Here is an 18,522-nt window from a genome sequence, read left to right as displayed (position 1 = left end):
CTATTTCGCGTCCAGCACATCGCGCAGCTTCGCGGCCAGTTGCTCGATGCTGAACGGCTTGGCCAGGAAGTGCACGTCATGGTCGAGCACGCCGTTGTGGACGACGGCATTCCTGGTGAAACCAGTGGTGAAGACGACTTTCAGGCCGGGTTGGCGCGCCACCGCCTCTTCGGCGAGCTTGCGGCCGTTCATCACCGGCATAACAATGTCCGTGAAAAGCAGGGCAATGCCAGGTGTCGCGGCTAGCTTCTCAAGAGCCTCCTGACCGCTTCCAACGTGGATGACTGTATAGCCGAGTTCGCGCATGGCCTCTGTCGTGGCGGCCCGCACGCCGGCGTCGTCCTCGACGACGAGGATCGTTTCGGTGACCTTGGCGGTGCTGTCGCCGCGCTCGGCATGTACTGCCGCCTCCTCCGGTCCGAAAAAACGGGGCAGGTAGATCCTGACCGTCGTGCCTTCGCCCGGTTCGGAGTAGATCTTGACGTGGCCCCCCGACTGTTTGACGAAGCCGAACACCTGGCTCAGCCCAAGTCCCGTGCCCTTGTTGACCGGCTTGGTCGTGAAAAAGGGCTCGAACGCCTTCGCCATCACATCCGCCGGCATGCCCTCACCGGTATCGCTGACCGCAATCATCACATACTGGCCGGCGGTCACCTCGGGATGGGTGGTGGCGTAACTGTCGTCGAGATGGCTGTTGGCGGTTTCGACGGTCAGCTTGCCGTCTTCGCCCATCGCGTCACGGGCATTGACGGCCAGGTTGAGAATCGCATTCTCGATCTGGCTGGGATCCGCGTGGGTTTTCCACAGGCCGCCCGCCAGAACCGTTTCGATGCGGATGCCTTCACCCAGAACACGACGCAGAAGGTCGGACATGCCGGTCACCAGCCGGTTGGCGTCGACGACCTGCGGTGCCAGCGGCTGCTGGCGGGAGAAGGCAAGCAGCCGGGAGGTCAGATTGGCGGCACGGCTGGCCGCGTCGGCCGCGGCCTCGATGAGCTTTTCCAAGTCGTGCTCGCCGCGCTTCAGCTTGCGCTGGGCAAGGTTCATCGCGCTGAGGATCACCGCCAGCATGTTGTTGAAATCGTGGGCGATGCCGCCGGTCAGTTGCCCGACGGCCTCCATCTTCTGCAACTGGCGTATCTGCGACTCGGCTTTTTCACGCGTCTGGATCTCGTTGCCGAGTTCGATGTTCTTGCGCATCAGCTCTTCCTGGCCGACGACAACGTCGCGGAAGCGGCGGCGGGATTCGCGGATGGTGTAGACGCCGAGCAGGAAGATCGCCAGCAGGGCCGCCAGCGAACCGATGCGCAACCAGATTTCAACTCGGTCCGTGTGCTCGTCGCGCGCGGCGATGTCGGCGGCGCCGATGCGGCGGATCGTATCCATGCTGGTGCGGATTTCGTCCATGGCGGCCTTGCCCTGTCCGCTGCGGACCAGTTGCAGCGCGTCGGCCGCGTCGCCCTTGTCATAGAGGGCAATTGTCCGGGCCTGTTCAGCCTGCTTTTGCGAAAGCGCGTCCTTGATGTGATTGATCTGCTGGACGAGCTGGTCGTCCGAAGCCGTCATGGCGTCGATGCGGGAGAGCTGCCCCGGAATGGCATCGACTGCCTTCCGGTAAGGTTCGAGATAGGATTTCTCGCCGGTCAAGAGATAGCCGCGCTGACCGCTCTCGGCGTCCTGCGCCATTGAAAGCAGCCCGGAAAGCAACTGTTGATACTCGATTGTCTCGCGAGCGGCGGCGCGATTGGCTCGCTGGCTTTCGACGAGCACGGCACGGGCGCCGACGATCAGCGCCAATACAGCGAAGCCGGTGACGAGTGGTACCGATTGCCATCGCATGGCACGCCGAAGACGGGCAATCATCTATTCTGCCGAACCAAAAGGAATTCCTCGCGGGTCACATTTGGTAAGCGGCACTGGCCTGGAAGGCAATATGCAGTCTTCTTGAAGCCGGCAGTCCGCGGCCAGCCTTGCGAAACCTTCATCATTTGGCTAAGGAGGCCGCGCATTGAGCGGCCGGCGGCAGCCGGGCGCTTTCCTCCGTTTCCGGCTCCAGGCCGGCTTCAGTCAAAGGCATTTCGCTTCCATGGCGCGCATCGTGATGAAATTCGGCGGAACCTCCGTCGCCGACATCGCCCGCATCCGCAATGTGGCGCGTCACGTCAAACGCGAGGTCGACGCCGGCCATGAGGTGGCGGTGGTGGTTTCGGCGATGGCCGGCAAAACCAACGAACTGGTCCAATGGACGCGCGAGGCATCGCCGATGCACGATGCGCGTGAATATGACGCGGTCGTCGCTTCCGGCGAGCAGGTCACGGCTGGCCTTCTGGCGATCACGCTTCAGAACATGGGCGTTCATGCCCGCTCCTGGCAGGGCTGGCAGGTCCCGATCAAGACCGACAACGCGCATGGCGCGGCGCGCATCCTCGACATCGACGGCGCTTTCCTGGTCAAGCGCTTCGGCGAAGGCCAGGTCGCCGTGATCGCCGGCTTCCAGGGCATCGGGCCTGACAATCGGATCGCCACGCTCGGACGTGGCGGCTCCGACACCAGCGCCGTGGCCATCGCCGCGGCGGTCAAGGCCGACCGCTGCGACATCTACACCGATGTCGACGGCGTCTACACCACCGATCCGCGTATCGAGCCGAAAGCGCGCCGGCTGGCCAAGATTTCGTTCGAGGAAATGCTTGAAATGGCTTCGCTCGGCGCCAAGGTTCTGCAGGTGCGTTCGGTCGAGCTTGCCATGGTGCACAGGGTGCGTACCTTCGTGCGGTCGTCTTTCGACGATCCCGACGCGCCCGGAATGGGGGATTTGCTCAATCCTCCGGGAACGCTCATTTGCGACGAGGAAGAGATCGTGGAACAGCAGGTCGTCACCGGAATTGCCTACGCCAAGGACGAGGCCCAGATTTCGCTGCGCCGCGTCGGCGACCGCCCAGGCGTCGCCGCCGGCATTTTCGGGCCGCTTGCCGAGGCCAACATCAACGTCGACATGATCGTCCAGAACATCTCCGAGGACGGCAAGTTCACCGACATGACCTTCACGGTGCCATCGGGCGACGTCGACAAGGCGCTTGCCGTGCTCGATCGGCTGAAGGCCGAGGTCGGCTATGATGTCGTGCAGTCGGAAGCCGGCATGTCCAAGGTTTCGGTTATCGGCATCGGCATGAGGAGCCACGCCGGTGTCGCGGCCACCGCCTTCAAGGCGCTGGCCGACAAGGCGATCAACATTCGCGCCATCACCACCTCCGAGATCAAGATTTCGATACTGATCGACGGTCCGTATACGGAACTTGCGGTTCGCACTTTGCATTCCGTCTACGGTCTGGATAAGCAGTAGCAGACTGAATCAGTTGTTGCGCGCGTGCCGGCCGCGGCGGAAACTGCGCCGGCAAGTGTTTCATTGGAGAAGAAGCCGCGATGCGTGACCAGGCCAGTGGCCCGCGCGTTTTGCTGAAACGGCTCCGCGAGCTCATGCAAGAGCCGCTGGAGCCGCAGGAGCGGCTTGACCGCATCGTGCGCGACATCGCCTCCAACATGGTCGCGGAAGTGTGCTCGCTTTACGTGCTGCGCGCAGATTCGGTGCTCGAGCTCTACGCCACCGAAGGTTTGAACCCGAACGCCGTCCACCTGGCGCAACTGAGGCTGGGGCAGGGCCTTGTCGGCACGATTGCCGCCAGCGCGCGGCCGCTCAACCTGTCCAACGCGCAGGAACACCCGGCTTTCGCCTATCTGCCGGAGACCGGGGAAGAGATCTACAATTCCTTCCTTGGCGTGCCAGTGTTGCGGGCAGGGCGCACTCTGGGCGTCCTTGTCGTCCAGAACAAGACCATGCGCCATTATCGCGACGACGAGGTTGAGGCGCTGGAAACCACCGCGATGGTCATCGCCGAGATGATCGCCACCGGCGATCTGGCGCGGCTGACCCGGCCGGGCCTCGAACTCGATTTGCGACGCCCGGTCAGTTTCACCGGCCTGTCCTTCAACGAAGGCGTCGGGCTTGGCCATGTCGTGCTGCACGAGCCGCGCATCGTCGTCACCAATCTGTTCAACGAGGACAGCGAAGAAGAGGTCCGGCGGCTCGAAGCCTCGCTTGGCTCGCTGCGGCTCTCCATCGACGACATGCTGGAGCGCCGCGACGTCGCGTTCGAGGGCGAACACCGTCAGGTGCTGGAAGCCTACCGCATGTTCGCCAACGACCGCGGCTGGGTGCGGCGCCTGGAAGAGGCGATCCGCAACGGCCTGACGGCGGAGGCTGCGGTGGAAAAGGTACAAAGCGACATGCGTGCCCGCATGCTGCACATGACCGATCCCTATCTGCGCGAGCGGATGAGCGATTTCGACGACCTCGCCAACCGGCTGCTGCGCCAGCTGATGGGACGTGGGCCGGAAGATGTCGCCGCCTCGCTGCCCAAGGACGCCATCATCGTCGCCCGCTCGATGGGCGCCGCCGAACTGCTCGATTACCCCCGCGACAAGCTGCGCGGGCTGGTGCTCGAGGATGGCGCGGCCACCAGCCACGTCGTCATCGTCGCCCGCGCCATGGGCATTCCAGTCGCCGGCCAGATGAAGGGCGCCGTTTCCATGGCGGAAAACGGCGATGCCATCATTGTCGACGGCGAAGAAGGCACGATCCATCTGCGGCCGCAGTCCGATCTCGAAGCTGCCTATGCCGAAAAGGTGCGGTTCCGCGCGCGCCGGCAGGAGGTCTATCGCGAGCTGCGCAAGAAGCCGTCGACGACCAAGGACGGCGTCCAGGTCGACCTGCTGATGAATGCCGGACTTGCCGTCGACCTGCCGCAGCTTGCCGAGGCGGGCGCGGCCGGCATTGGCCTGTTCCGCACCGAGCTGCAGTTCATGGTCGCCTCGACCTTTCCGCGCGCCGAAGCGCAGGAGAAACTCTATCGCGACGTGCTAGAGGCGGCGCGCGGCAAGCCGGTCACCTTCCGCACCATCGATATCGGCGGCGACAAGGTGCTGCCCTACTTCAAAGGCGCCATCCAGGAAGAGAATCCGGCGCTTGGCTGGCGGGCGATCCGGCTCACGCTTGACCGGCCAGGGTTGCTGCGCACGCAGATTCGCGCCCTGCTGAAGGCCAGCGGCGGGCGCGAACTCAAGCTGATGCTGCCGATGGTGACCGAACTTGGCGAAATCGCCCAGGCGCGCGAGATCATCGACCGCGAGGTGCGGCATTTGTCCCGCTTCGCCCATCATTTGCCGACCAGCCTCAAACTGGGCGCCATGCTGGAAGTGCCGTCGCTTCTGTTCCAGCTCGACGAACTGATGAAGGCGGTCGATTTCGTTTCTGTCGGTTCGAACGATCTGTTCCAGTTCGTCATGGCGGTCGACCGCGGCAACACGCAGTTGGCCAACCGGTTCGACACGCTGTCGGCACCCTTCCTGCGCGTGCTCAAGCAGATTGCCGACGCCGGCGCCCGCAACCACACGCCGGTCACGCTCTGCGGCGAACTTGCCGGCAAGCCGATCTCGGCGATGGCGCTGATCGGCCTCGGCTTCCGCTCGATCTCGATGTCGCCGGCCTCGATCGGCCCGGTCAAGGCGATGCTGACGGAGCTGCCGCTGGAGGAGCTGACGGCGTTCTTCGACGACAATCTGATGGCGCCGGCGCAGGGATTGCCGATGCGGGCGCTGCTACAGGCCTTTGCCGACGACCGCTCGATCCCGTTGTAGCACCCTCATCATGGTCAATCTGCCCCGCGATCGTATGGATCAAGTCGTCAAGCGTTTCGAGATGCTCGAAGCGCAGATGTCGGCCGGACCGGCGCCGGATGCCTATGTGAAGATGGCATCGGAATATGCCGAGCTGCAGGAGATGGTGGCGAAGGTCAGGGAGCTGCGCTCGGCCGAGCATGAGCAGGCCGACCTCGAAGCGATGCTGGCCGACAAGGGCACCGATGCCGAGATGCGGGCACTCGCCGAGGCTGATCTGCCCGGCGTGGAGGAGCGCATCGAGGCGCTGCAGAAGGACATCCAGATCCTGCTCCTGCCCAAGGACGCAGCCGACGACAAGAACGCCATCCTCGAAATCCGTGCCGGTACCGGCGGTGACGAGGCGGCACTCTTCGCCGGCGACCTGTTTCGCATGTATGAGCGCTACGCCGCCGAACGCGGCTGGCGGTTCGAGACGGTGTCGGCCAGCGACGGCGATGCCGGCGGGTTCAAGGAAATCATCGCCACCGTGTCCGGCAAGGGCGTATTTGCCCATCTGAAATTCGAATCCGGGGTGCACCGCGTCCAGCGCGTGCCGGCGACCGAGGCCAGCGGGCGCATCCACACTTCCGCCGCGACCGTCGCCGTGCTGCCGGAAGCGGAAGAGGTCGATATCGAGATCCGCGCCGAAGACATCCGCATCGATACGATGCGCGCTTCGGGCTCCGGCGGCCAGCACGTCAACACCACCGATTCCGCGGTCCGCATCACCCATCTGCCGACCGGCATCATGGTGGTGCAGGCGGAGAAATCGCAGCACCAGAACCGGGCGAAGGCCATGCAGATCCTGCGGGCCCGGCTCTACGACCTGGAGCGCGGCAAGGCGGACGAGGAGCGCTCGGAATCGCGCAAGTCGCAAGTCGGCTCCGGCGACCGCTCGGAGCGCATCCGCACCTATAATTTCCCGCAGGGCCGCGTCACCGACCATCGCATCAACCTGACGCTCTACAAGCTCGACCGGGTGATGATGGGCGAGCTCGACGAAATCGTCGGCGCGCTGATCGCCGATCACCAGTCGAAGCTGCTGGCCGATATCGGCCTCGATGGCTGACCATCTGCCCAAGGCGCTGGGGCCGCTGCTGCGGGAAGCGCGGACCAGGCTTGCGGCGGCTGATGTCGATGATCCCACGCTCGACGCGCGGCTGATCGTCGAGCATTTTTCCGGCACGACGCGCACGCAGGCCATTGCCGACCCCGAACGCAAGATCGGCGACAACTCCATCGCCGCGATCCATGCCGCTTTGAGGCGCCGGGCGGGTGGCGAACCGGTGCATCGCATCCTTGGCTATCGCGAATTCTACGGTCTGCGCCTGTTGCTGTCGCCGGAAACGCTGGAGCCACGGCCGGACACCGAAACGCTGGTCGAGGCGGTGCTGCCCTTCGTCAAGGCAATGGCCAAGCGGGAGGGCGCATGCCGCATCCTTGATCTCGGAACGGGGACGGGCGCCATCGCCCTGGCGCTGCTGAGTGCCGTGCCGGCAGCCACCGCGACCGGCGTCGACATCTCCGCCGGCGCGCTGGCGACGGCAACCCTCAATGCCGGGCAACTCGGGCTTGGCGATCGGTTCACGGCGCTGCAGTCGGACTGGTTTGAAAAAGTTTCCGGCCGATACCATGTAATTGCCGCAAACCCTCCCTATATATCGTCAGGAGACATAGGAAATCTGCAGGATGAAGTCCGCGATTTCGACCCGCGCCTTGCTCTTGATGGCGGCGTGGATGGGCTAGGCCCTTACAGGATTATCGCCGCCGAGGCGGCAAGATTTCTGGAAGCCGAAAGCAGGGTTGCGGTCGAGATCGGCCACACACAGCATGACGAAGTTACGGATATATTCAGGGCTGCGGGCTATGGACTGGTCGGCGCTTTCCGTGACCTCGGTGGAAACGACAGGGTTCTTGTCTTTCAACAGGGAAAGCCTTGACGCAGCGCGAAAAAAGCGCTTGGCAATGCCGGGGAATGCGGCTAGGGTCGCCTTAACCGGATGAGACGAAGCAGGCAGTGCTCTTAGCGATTCGGTTTCCTTGGAAATAGCTGCCTTCTTGCGCAAACGACGCCCAAGCTTCGTGCGGGAATCGTCCGGCAAGTGATGTAACCGGAACAGGATGGCACGTGGCGCCAACGCAATCGATGCGGGCGAACGCCGGTGAAGAAACCAAACGGCTGGCTGCATGAGCGCCACCGTTCGTGACGAGTTTTCAAAAAATTTCAAAATTCAAAATGAAGAGAGTCGAATGAGGCCACAACAGCAGAACAGGCGCATGCGCGGTCGCAACAACAATGGCGGCGGCAGCAACAACAATAACAACAACAACAATCGCAAGGGGCCTAATCCCCTGACGCGCAACTACGAGAGCAACGGTCCGGACGTGAAGATCCGTGGATCGGCTCAGCAGATCGCCGAAAAATACGCCACCCTTGCCCGTGATGCGCAAAGCTCCGGCGATCGGGTCATGGCGGAGAACTATCTCCAGCACGCCGAACACTACAATCGCATCATAGCCGCCGCGCAGGCGCAGATGCCGATCCAGAACGTCCAGCAGAATCGCGACGATTTCGACGATGACGGCGATGAGGATCGCGACGAATTCGATAATGCCGGCAATAGTGGGGCGAGCAACAGTGGAGTGGGCAGCAGTGGCAACGCCGTTTCCGATCCGCAAGTTCCCGTGGTCAACCATGGCGCCGGCCCCCAGCCGGTGATCGAAGGCACGCCGGCCGAGGTTGCGCTCAACCGTGAAAATAGTCGCGACAATCGTGATGGCGGCCGTGACAATGGCGGGCGCAACAACGGCGGCCGCGACAACAATAGCGGGCGCCACCGCGATCGCCGCCCCCATGGCGGCTATGGCCAGAACAGCCAGCGCGACTACGGTTCTTCCACGGAGCAAGGCGGTCAGCAGCGCAACGAAGCACCGGCGGAGGCACAGGCAGAACCCACTTCGCCGGTCGAGACCGTTGCCGCAGCCGAGCCGGCACCGCTGTTCGAGAATTTTTCGCCAGCCGGTCTGGCGGCTCAGGCCGAACTCAACGAGGCGGCCGCCGAGAGCGGTGCTGCCCGCCGCCCGCGCCGTCCGCGCCGCCCGCGCACCAATGCCGACCAGGTCGACGGCGGCAGTGACAATGCGAATGCCGGCGAGGCAGCCGCGGCTCCGGCCGACAATGGCGGTGCCGAGCCGGTGATCGCCGACATCGACAACTGATCGACGGCATTTCAAGACGTTGGACGGCGGGGAGAAATCTCCGCCGTTTTCGTTTGAGCGGCTGTGGAATATTATGCACCTGCCGATATCGAGACGTCTTGAGGGGCCGGGGTCCATGCACCATATCTCGACTGAACAGGATCCGGCTCGAATGGGCGGGTCCGTCACCGCAATCTGATCCGGTGCCGCAAAGCGGGCCGGTGATGGAAGGAGACAGATATGAATCTTGAGAAATATTCCGAGCGCGTGCGCGGCTTCATCCAATCCGCGCAGACCATGGCGCTCTCCCGCAACCACCAGCAATTCACTCCCGAACACATTTTGAAGGTACTCGTCGACGATGACGAGGGCCTGGCCGCATCACTGATCGAGCGCGCTGGCGGCAATGTCCGTGACGTCAAGCTCGGCGTCGAGACGGCGCTCGAGGCGATGCCTAAGGTGGAAGGCGGCAACGGCCAGCTCTATCTGGCGCAGCCATTGGCCAAGGTGTTTTCGACCGCCGAGGAACTGGCCAAGAAGGCCGGCGACAGCTTTGTCACGGTCGAGCGGCTGCTGCAGGCGCTCGCCATGGAGAAATCGGCCAAAACCGCCGACATCCTTGCCAAGGCTGGCGTCACCGCGCAGGCGCTGAACCAGGTCATCAACGATGTCCGCAAGGGCCGCACCGCCGATTCGGCGAGTGCCGAGCAGAACTATGACGCGCTGAAGAAATACGCACGTGACCTGACGGCTGATGCTCGCGCCGGCAAGCTTGACCCCGTGATTGGCCGTGACGACGAGATCCGCCGCACCATCCAGGTGCTGTCGCGCCGCACCAAGAACAATCCGGTGCTGATCGGCGAGCCTGGCGTCGGCAAGACGGCCATCGCCGAAGGCCTGGCGCTGCGCATCGTCAATGGCGATGTGCCGGAATCGCTGAAGGACAAGCAGTTGATGGCGCTCGACATGGGCGCGCTGATTGCCGGCGCCAAATATCGGGGCGAATTCGAGGAGCGGCTGAAGGCCGTGCTTTCGGAAGTCACTTCGGCCAACGGCAACATCATCCTATTCATCGACGAGATGCACACGCTGGTCGGCGCCGGCAAGGCGGACGGCGCCATGGACGCGTCAAACCTGCTGAAGCCGGCGCTGGCGCGTGGCGAACTGCACTGCGTCGGCGCGACCACGCTCGACGAATACCGCAAGCATGTCGAAAAGGATGCAGCCCTTGCCCGCCGCTTCCAGCCCGTCTTCGTCGACGAGCCGACGGTGGAGGACACGGTCTCGATCCTGCGCGGCCTGAAGGAGAAGTACGAACAGCATCACAAAGTGCGTATCTCCGATTCGGCGCTGGTGGCGGCGGCGACGTTGTCCAACCGCTACATCGCCGACCGCTTCCTGCCGGACAAGGCGATCGACCTGGTCGACGAAGCCGCTTCGCGGTTGCGTATGCAGGTCGATTCCAAGCCCGAGGCGCTGGACGAGATCGATCGCCGCATCATGCAGCTCAAGATCGAACGCGAGGCGCTGAAGGTTGAGACGGATGATGCCTCGAAAGACCGGCTCGCCCGCCTGGAAAAGGAACTTGTCGGTCTCGAGGAGGAATCGACCGAGATCACCGCCAAGTGGCAGGCCGAGAAGCAGAAGCTCGGCCTCGCCGCCGACTTGAAGAAGCAGCTCGACGAGGCCCGCAACGACCTTGCCATTGCCCAGCGCAAGGGTGAGTTCCAGCGTGCCGGCGAGCTCGCCTATGGCAAGATCCCGGAACTGGAAAAGAAGCTGAAGGAGGCGGAGGCCCAGGACGGCAAGGCCGGCATGGTCGAGGAGGTGGTCAACCCCGACCACGTCGCCCATATCGTTTCGCGCTGGACCGGCATTCCGGTCGACAAGATGCTGCAGGGCGAGCGCGACAAGCTGTTGCGCATGGAAGACGAGATCGGCAAGCGTGTCGTCGGCCAGGGCGAGGCGGTGCAGGCCGTCTCCAAGGCCGTTCGGCGTGCCCGCGCCGGGCTGCAGGATCCGAACCGGCCAATCGGCTCGTTCATGTTCCTCGGGCCGACGGGCGTCGGCAAGACCGAATTGACCAAGGCACTGGCGAGCTTCCTGTTCGACGATGAGAGCGCCATGGTGCGCATCGACATGTCGGAGTTCATGGAAAAGCACTCGGTCGCCCGGCTGATCGGCGCGCCTCCGGGCTATGTCGGCTACGAGGAAGGCGGTGCGCTGACCGAAGCGGTGCGGCGCCGGCCCTATCAGGTCGTGCTGTTCGACGAGATCGAGAAAGCGCATCCGGATGTCTTCAACGTGCTCTTGCAGGTGCTCGATGACGGCCGGCTCACCGACGGGCAGGGCCGCACGGTCGATTTCCGCAACACGCTGATCATCATGACGTCGAATCTCGGCGGCGAATATCTGGTCAATCTCAGCGAGGACCAGGATGTCGACGCGGTGCGCGACGAGGTGATGGGCGTCGTCAGGGCATCGTTCCGGCCGGAGTTCCTCAATCGCGTCGACGAGGTGATCCTGTTCCACCGGTTGCGCCGCAAGGACATGGACCGCATCGTCGAGATCCAGCTCAAGCGGCTGGAGAGCCTGCTTGTCGATCGCAAGATCACGCTGTCTCTGGATCACGAGGCGATCGAATGGCTTGCGGCCAAGGGTTACGACCCGGCCTATGGCGCGCGACCGCTGAAGCGGGTGATGCAGAAGGAACTGCAGGATCCGCTGGCAGAGAAGATCCTGCTCGGCGAAATCCTCGACGGCTCGACGGTCAAGGTCACCGCCGGCTCGGACCGGCTGAACTTCCGCTCGAAGCCGACGGTCGTCGCAACCGAAGCGGCGGCCTGATCCAACGCCGCGCGCCCAGCTGGGCGCGCGGCATTTTCATATTGATGGTGGGGTGCGCATGACGCTGGACGACTACAACGCCTTCTGCGCCTCGCTGCCCTCGGCCACGCATGTCGTCCAATGGGGCGGCGCTCATGTCTGGAAGGTTGGGGCCAAGGTGTTCGCGATCGGCGGCTGGGACCAGGGCCAGCAGCTCTTCGTCACCTTCAAATGTTCAGATATCGCCTATGATGTGCTGAAGGAGTTGCCTGGCTGTCGGCCGGCGCCTTATCTTGCCTCGCGCGGCATGAAATGGATCCAGCGTCAGACAAGCCAGAGCATGGATGATGGTGCGCTGAAGGACTATCTGCGTGAGAGCCATCGCCTAGTCGCCCTGAAGCTGACGAAACAGGCGCGCAAGGAACTGGGGCTCGCGCAAGCTGGCTGATATTCGTCGATAGGCCGGAAAACCGCCATCTTCATGCCCGGTTCATATCGGAACCATATGGTGGGATAGTGATTGCTGGCGAAGGGGTTCGCCGAAGAACAATGCCGGGCGGCGGCAATTTACGGACCGGAGAGTTTGGCCACGATGTTCCGCACGATCTTCGTCTTTTCGGCACTCGCAGCCGGGATGCTCTCTTGGGGCGCGCTCGCCGCGCCGACGCAGGACAATGTGCCGAGGGTCAGCCGCAATGCTGAAGACGGCGGCATCCTTGTCGCCCAGGACGGCAATCTCGACATCTATTACGACGCCAGGGGCAACCGCGTCATCGTCGATGCCGATACCGGCAAGGTCATCGCCATCCAGCCGCCGCAGACACGCCTCGACCGTCGTGCATTGCGCCGTGAGACAAGGCTGCGCCAGCTGGGCCGCGCCCCTGCCGATGATGATCGCTACTATCTCGACGATCCGGAGGATATGGCACGCTTCCGCCGCAAGCAGTTGGAAGAGGAAGGCCGGGTCATCCCGCCGCCGGCCGACGAATATGACCCCAATAGCGACAATTCGGTCGAAGCCTATCCGCCGGCACCGCAGGACGACGGCAGTTACGACAATTATCCCGACGCGCCGCAGCCGGCAAAGCCGGGCACCATCAAGCGCCAGCCGCTCGACGAGGCCTCGATAGAGCCGGTCCAGCCGACAGGTCCGACGGAACAGACAGCACCCGCCGATCAGGCGGCACTGCCGCCAAAGGCCGGCGGCAGGACCACGGTCGATCCGTCGCTTTCGCTCGGCGCGCGCCAGGATGTGGCGGCACTGCAGGTCCTGCTCGATAGGGGCGGCGCTTCGCCTGGCGTCATCGACGGACGATTCGGCTCTAACGTCGACAAGGCGCTTGCCGCCTACAATGAGATCACTGGCAGCAACCTGAAATCGACCGATGCTGTCGGCATCCAGGCGGCCCTCTCGCAATCAGGCGGCGACGCCTTTGCCAATTACACCATCACAGCGGAAGACGCGGCCGGCCCGTATGTCGCCTCGATCCCGGAAGACTACAGCCAGAAGGCGCAGCTCGACCGCATGGGCTACACCTCGGTGACCGAGGCGCTGGCGGAGCGCTTCCATATGGACGAGAACTACCTCAAGGCGCTTAACCCGGACGCCAACTTCAACCGTCCCGGCACGATCATCAAGGTCGCCAATTTCGGCAAACTGGTCTCGACGCCGGTTGCCCGCATCGTCGCCGACAAGGGCAAGAAGGAAGTCTTCGCCTATGACGCGGCCGGCAAGCTGGTCGCGGCCTATCCCGCAACCATCGGCTCGTCGGACACGCCGTCTCCGTCCGGCATCCACGCGGTTTCCCGCGTCGCGCTCGATCCGAACTACACCTACAATCCCAACATCAACTTCAAGCAAGGCCAGAACGACAAGATCCTGACCATTCCGCCTGGGCCCAACGGTCCGGTTGGATCGGTGTGGATCGCCTTGGACAAGCCGACCTACGGCATTCACGGCACGCCGGATCCGTCGAAGATCGGCAAGACCGAAAGCCATGGCTGCGTGCGCCTGACCAACTGGGATGCGCGTGAACTGGCCAAGCTTGTTTCGCCCGGCGTGACGGTGGAGTTCGTCGGCGGATCTTCAGCCGATGACTTTGCGCAGCAATGAGCCGCGCAGCGCGATGGCGTAGATCAGCTGCACCACCAGAATGAACCCGACGCTGAGCAACGGGGTGATCAGGCAGAGCGCCGCGCCGACTGCCCACAGGATCTGCGCCTTGACGATGCGCAGATAGACCGTGCGCTTCGTGTCGGCATCGACATCTTCCGCGACAAAGCCGTTCTTTTCCGCATAGCGCCAGCTGGCGAGCAGCGTGACGCCGAGCATCAGCAGGTTGAGCCAGTAGACCAGCACTGCCGTCCTGAATTCGAGAAAATCGGCCAACAAATCGGTCGAGAACGGCAGCAAGGCGATGAAGGCGAGGAAGCACAGGTTCAGCGTGGCGAGCCGCCTGTCGGACTTGGCGATCAGCCCATGCTGCGCCTGCTGGCCGAACCAGAAAATGGTCAGCGTCAGAAAACTCAAGGCATAAGTCAGGAAGCGCGGCGCCAGCGCCGCGATGGCGGCAAGCAGATCGCGTTCGGAGTGGATCGCCTCGTGCGCCGGCACCCTGATCTCGAGAACGATCAGGGTGAGCGCGATGGCGAACACCCCGTCGGTGATGCCGACGACGCGGCCGCGTCCCTCGGCCGATGCTTCGAGTGGGCGCTTCATCGATTGGTCTCCGCCTGCAACTGTCCGGAACCTAGCATGGCTGCCGCCGTTTGCGCCCGGTAGGTGGCTGGTTTCAACGACAGCAAGCCGGTGGCCGGTTGTTGCCGGTGCGTCGGCGGTTTAAGCAGCATTCATGCGTTCACCAAGCAAAGCCGCCGCCGTCCCGCAGACCAGACCGGTCACGAACGGAACCTTCTGTCCGCAATCACAGCGGCGATACGTGCTGGTGTCGGCGATCCTGGCCTCGGCGCTCGGTTTCATCGACGGTTCGGTCCTGGCCATCGCCATGCCGGCCATCCGTGTCGATCTTGGCGCCAGCCTCGCCGAGGCGCAGTGGATTTCCAATGCCTATGCGTTGACGCTTTCGGCGCTGATCCTTGCCGGCGGTGCCGCCGGCGACCGGTTCGGGCTGCGCCGAGCCTTCGTGGCCGGCATCGCGCTGTTCGTCGCCACGTCGCTCGCCTGTGCGCTGGCACCGAACGCTGTTATCCTGATCGCGTTTCGCGCCCTTCAGGGCATTGGCGCGGCTATCATGGTGCCGGGCAGCCTGGCCATCATCGCCAAGGCCTACCCGAAGAAAGAACGCGGCCGCGCGATCGGCATCTGGGCGGCGGCCTCGGCGCTGACCACCGCACTTGGACCGGTGCTCGGCGGGCTTGTGCTGTCGGCTTTCGGTGGCGGCATCTGGCGGGCGATCTTTGCCGTCAACCTGCCGCTCGGCCTGATCTCGATCTATCTGCTGCTCGTCAAGATCCCGGCCGATGCGCCGACGGAGAAACGCAGCCTTGACCTTGCGGGCGGCGCGCTCGCGACATTGGCCTTCGGCGCGCTCGCCTATGGGCTGACCTCGATGAGCTCCAGCGGCGAGGGCCACATGGCGGGGCCGAGCATTGCCGCCGGCGTCGTGCTGCTTGTGGTCTTCATCCTGTTCGAGCAGCGGCAGCGCGAGCCGATGATCGATCTCGACCTGTTTCGGATCGGTGCATTCGCCGGCGCCAATCTCGCGACCTTCTTCCTCTATTTCGCGCTGTCGGCCAATCTTTTCTACCTGCCGATGCTGCTGATCGCCGGCTGGGGGCTGAGCACGGCTGAGGTGGGCTTCATCTTCCTGCCGCTGTCGGCGTCGATCGCGCTTCTGTCGGGGCCGGTCGGCCAATTGTCGGACCGGATCGGGCCGCGGTTCCCGATCGCCTGCGGCAGCCTGATCGTGGCATTCGCCTTCGCCGGACTTGCCCTGCTCAGCCATGCCGGCATCCACCAATTCTGGACCGGAATATTCCCGCTGATGGCACTGATGGGGCTCGGCATGGCGCTGGTCGTGTCGCCGCTCTCGACCGCGATCATGACAGCGGTGGAGGACAAGGATACGGGTGCCGCCTCCGGCATCAACAACGCCGTGTCACGCATTGGCGGCCTGATCGCGGTGGCGGCGATGGGGTCGCTGGCCGCGTGGGTCTACGCCAAAGCACTGGACGGGAACGCCATTTCAGGCGTACCCGGCTTCGGCGAACCGGCATCGGCCGGGCTTGCGCCGGTGCTCGATGCGGCAAGGCTTGTTGCAAGCGACGCCGCCTTTTCGGCGGTCTCTTCGGTAACCGCGCTGCTTTGCCTGCTTTCCGCGGTCATCGCATGGACGACCATTTCCGGCGAGCGGTTGCCGTGGTCGCGACGTGCCGAGAACCCACAGGACTGAAACATCGGCAAGCTTGAAAAGCCGACGGTCAGCCGTCGATCTTAGCGCTGGCGACCTTCAGCGAATTGCCGTCTTCCTGCTTCAGCAGATCGTCGATACGCTCGCGCTCGCGCTTGAAGGCGACGAGGTCGTCGCCCTTCAGCACCTTGCCGACCGGCAGCCGGACGCGCATCGAATCAACCTTGGTGCCATTGACGATCAGTTCGTAGTGTAGATGCGGACCGGTGGAGAGGCCGGTCTGGCCGAGGTAGCCGATGACCTGGCCTTGCCGGACATGAACGCCAGGCGCGATGCCTTTGGCGAAAGCGCTCTGGTGATTATAGGAGGTCTCGTACCCGTTGGCATGGCGCAGGATGATCTGCTTGCCATAGCCACCGGCCCAGCCCGCTTTCTCGACCACGCCGTTGCCGGCGGCGATGATCGGCGATCCGATGGGAGCAGCCCAATCGGTGCCCGTGTGCATGCGGACATAGCCGAGAATAGGATGCTTGCGCGCACCAAACCCGGAGGTGAATCTCCCGTTTGGCAGTGGATTGCGCAACAGGAACTGCTCGGCGCTCGATCCATTCTCGTCGAAATAGTCCGTGCTGCCGTCTTGCATCTGGAAGCGATAGAAGTTGCGCGTCGTGCCGCCGAAGGTCGCCGAGACATAGAGAAGTTCCGAATTGTCGGAAGTCTGGTCGTCCCCGTCCGGCTGCGAGAACAGCACTTCCAGCCTGTCCGACGGATTGAGCCGCGACTGGAAGTCGACGCCAGGCGCAAGCAGCTTGATCAGCCGCTGGGTCATCGCTTTCGACATGCCGTAGGAATAGGCGGTGCGATAGATGCCGTCATAGACATTGGGAAGATTGCCGCGCACCACCACGGGCGCCGACGAATCGTCGAACGCGGTCAAAAGTTCGGGATTGGGCTCCGGCTCCTGCGCGGGCACATACTGGCCGCGGTCGTCGAGCGCGATGGTGACAATATGCGTGGTCTTGTCGTAGACGCTGGTGCGCACGACCTTTGCGGCATCGCCACGGACCTCGAGGCCGACGCGCAGCACGGTTCCCGCCTTGAGTGCCGGTGCGTTCAACAGCTTGGCGATCGCTTCGGCCATGCCGGTGGCGTCTTCGCCCGTATAGCCCGAATCGGCAAAGGCCTCTGATACCTCGAGATCCTTGGTGAAGGGGATGATTTCCTCGGCAAAAGCCGGTGCCTGGTCATCGACGTTGGCGCGCGGCGCCACGGAGACGTTTTCCGATACGATCTTCACGTCATAGGAGCCGGCCATCGACTCGGCAAACGCCTCGCCGAATCGCTGCGGGTCGACATAATGGAGTGAAGCGACCTGCACGGCGCCGTCGCTGAGGTCGGTGCCGGCTTCGCGCACCACCTTTTCCACCTCGTCGGCGGACAGGTCGCTCTTCTCGTCGAAGGAGGCCGTCTCGATCGGGAAATCGACGGTCTTGAGGCTCATCTCGCTTTCGACCTTGGCGCCATAGATCTGGCCGGAGGCCGCGGAAGCCGTTGCCGGTTGCGCCGGAGTATCGTCGCCGTCGTCGCCGAACACCTGCATCGGGTCAAAAGGCGGGTAGGGCCGGCTGGTGGTGTGGCCCGCGGCGAGCGCCATCTTGATCTGCACGAAAGGCATGGTGTGGATGACATCGCGGTCGCCAACCTTGGTGACCATCGACACTTCCATGCGGCGGCGGTCCTTGGCCTTGGCGATCTGACGCGGCGCCACCAGCCTGGTCGTCTTGGCCACCTCGCCGGAATCGCCATTGCTGGCAAGGCCAATCAGTTCCGCGATTTCGGGCGGGGTCGCGAGTTGCTGGCGCCCGTCGAGGGCGGCGAACAGCGCCACACCCATCAGCACGCTCGAGGTTACGCCGGTCAGGAATGTTCCCGACAGCCAGCGCGCAGAAACCTCACGCCGATCGGGAGGGCCGCTGCGGCCGTCCGCGATAAGCGGCGGCTCGTTGCCGAGTTCGGCTATGACATCTTCCGTGTCTGGCATCCAGAAAGGCTGCTTCTTCCCCGGGCGGAACGGCTTGTCGCTTTTGTTGTGGCCATGACATTTGCCTGTCACGGCAGGTTAAGTCAACGAAGCCCCAGGCCCCGGTCGAATTGCCCCCATGCACTTCTCTTATAGAGCACTCTGCAAATGAGGGCGGCGCGCCTTCTTTATGAGGCTCATCGCCCGCTCTAATTACGAGGCTCTTGAAAGAGGGCCATGCACGGTTGTGCCATGGCCTCTTTGTTGGCCTTGGTGTCGAACGGCAATGCGGCGGCAATAGGGCTCCTTCGTGGCCGTCCCCCCACGTTGTCCCTGTTCCCTTGGGGCAGTTGGCTATCGATAAAGCGGGCCCGAAATTTCTGTCGCAAAAAGTTC

13 protein-coding genes are annotated in these 18,522 nt (G+C 63.6%); 9 read left to right on the top strand and 4 right to left on the bottom strand.

Annotated elements, in window-relative coordinates; translation table 11 throughout:
- On the bottom strand, positions 1-1,839 hold the full coding sequence (locus JT360_RS00065; protein WP_214469740.1) for a CHASE3 domain-containing protein: 1,839 nt from the start codon (positions 1,837-1,839) through the stop codon (positions 1-3).
- A 247-nt stretch (positions 1,840-2,086) separates the two neighbouring features.
- Between JT360_RS00065 and JT360_RS00060 the strand changes: the two genes are divergently transcribed.
- From JT360_RS00060 to JT360_RS00025, 8 genes are all read left to right on the top strand, one after another.
- Entirely contained in the window at positions 2,087-3,340 is a 1,254-nt protein-coding gene (locus JT360_RS00060; RefSeq protein WP_214469454.1) for an aspartate kinase, read from the top strand.
- 80 nt (positions 3,341-3,420) lie between these two features.
- Positions 3,421-5,691 carry a phosphoenolpyruvate--protein phosphotransferase gene (ptsP, locus tag JT360_RS00055; protein WP_214469453.1) on the top strand — a complete coding sequence of 757 codons (2,271 nt, stop codon included), beginning with the start codon at positions 3,421-3,423 and terminating at the stop codon, positions 5,689-5,691.
- A 10-nt stretch (positions 5,692-5,701) separates the two neighbouring features.
- A complete protein-coding gene (gene prfA, locus JT360_RS00050) occupies positions 5,702-6,781 on the top strand; it encodes a peptide chain release factor 1 (RefSeq protein WP_214469451.1) in 1,080 nt (359 codons plus the stop codon).
- A complete protein-coding gene (prmC, locus tag JT360_RS00045) occupies positions 6,774-7,652 on the top strand; it encodes a peptide chain release factor N(5)-glutamine methyltransferase (RefSeq protein ID WP_214469447.1) in 879 nt (292 codons plus the stop codon). The genes prfA and prmC overlap by 8 nt, the downstream gene beginning before the upstream one ends.
- Positions 7,653-7,962: 310 nt before the next feature.
- On the top strand, positions 7,963-8,931 hold the full coding sequence (locus JT360_RS00040) for a DUF4167 domain-containing protein (protein WP_214469445.1): 969 nt from the start codon (positions 7,963-7,965) through the stop codon (positions 8,929-8,931).
- Positions 8,932-9,150: 219 nt separating this feature from the next.
- Positions 9,151-11,757 (top strand): ATP-dependent chaperone ClpB, encoded by a 2,607-nt coding sequence (gene clpB, locus JT360_RS00035; protein ID WP_214469443.1) that lies wholly within the window; start codon positions 9,151-9,153, stop codon positions 11,755-11,757.
- 58 nt (positions 11,758-11,815) lie between these two features.
- Positions 11,816-12,184: an MmcQ/YjbR family DNA-binding protein gene (locus JT360_RS00030; protein ID WP_214469441.1), complete on the top strand. Its 369-nt coding sequence runs from the start codon at positions 11,816-11,818 to the stop codon at positions 12,182-12,184.
- A gap of 144 nt (positions 12,185-12,328) precedes the next feature.
- Positions 12,329-13,849 (top strand): L,D-transpeptidase family protein, encoded by a 1,521-nt coding sequence (locus JT360_RS00025; RefSeq protein ID WP_214469439.1) that lies wholly within the window; start codon positions 12,329-12,331, stop codon positions 13,847-13,849.
- Here the strand turns inward: JT360_RS00025 and JT360_RS00020 are convergent.
- Positions 13,823-14,455: a TMEM175 family protein gene (locus JT360_RS00020; RefSeq protein ID WP_214469437.1), complete on the bottom strand. Its 633-nt coding sequence runs from the start codon at positions 14,453-14,455 to the stop codon at positions 13,823-13,825. The two genes, JT360_RS00025 and JT360_RS00020, sit on opposite strands and share 27 nt — an antisense overlap.
- A gap of 133 nt (positions 14,456-14,588) precedes the next feature.
- On the opposite strand from JT360_RS00020, the gene JT360_RS00015 reads away from it, so the two are divergent.
- Positions 14,589-16,148, top strand: coding sequence for an MFS transporter (locus JT360_RS00015; RefSeq protein ID WP_214469435.1), 1,560 nt, complete (start codon positions 14,589-14,591; stop codon positions 16,146-16,148).
- 28 nt (positions 16,149-16,176) lie between these two features.
- On the opposite strand, the gene JT360_RS00010 is transcribed toward JT360_RS00015, so the two are convergent.
- A complete protein-coding gene (locus tag JT360_RS00010; protein WP_214469434.1) occupies positions 16,177-18,147 on the bottom strand; it encodes a M23 family metallopeptidase in 1,971 nt (656 codons plus the stop codon).
- Positions 18,148-18,335: 188 nt separating this feature from the next.
- Positions 18,336-18,522 (bottom strand): hypothetical protein (locus JT360_RS00005; protein ID WP_214469432.1); only part of this gene is annotated, 187 nt, incomplete at its 5' end.

It is taken from the genome of Mesorhizobium sp. dw_380 (genome assembly GCF_018588885.1).
In the GTDB taxonomy this organism is placed as follows: Bacteria; Pseudomonadota; Alphaproteobacteria; order Rhizobiales; family Rhizobiaceae; genus Mesorhizobium.
The sequence above is the reverse complement of the archived record's forward strand: the minus strand, read 5'-3'. Positions and strand labels throughout refer to the sequence as shown.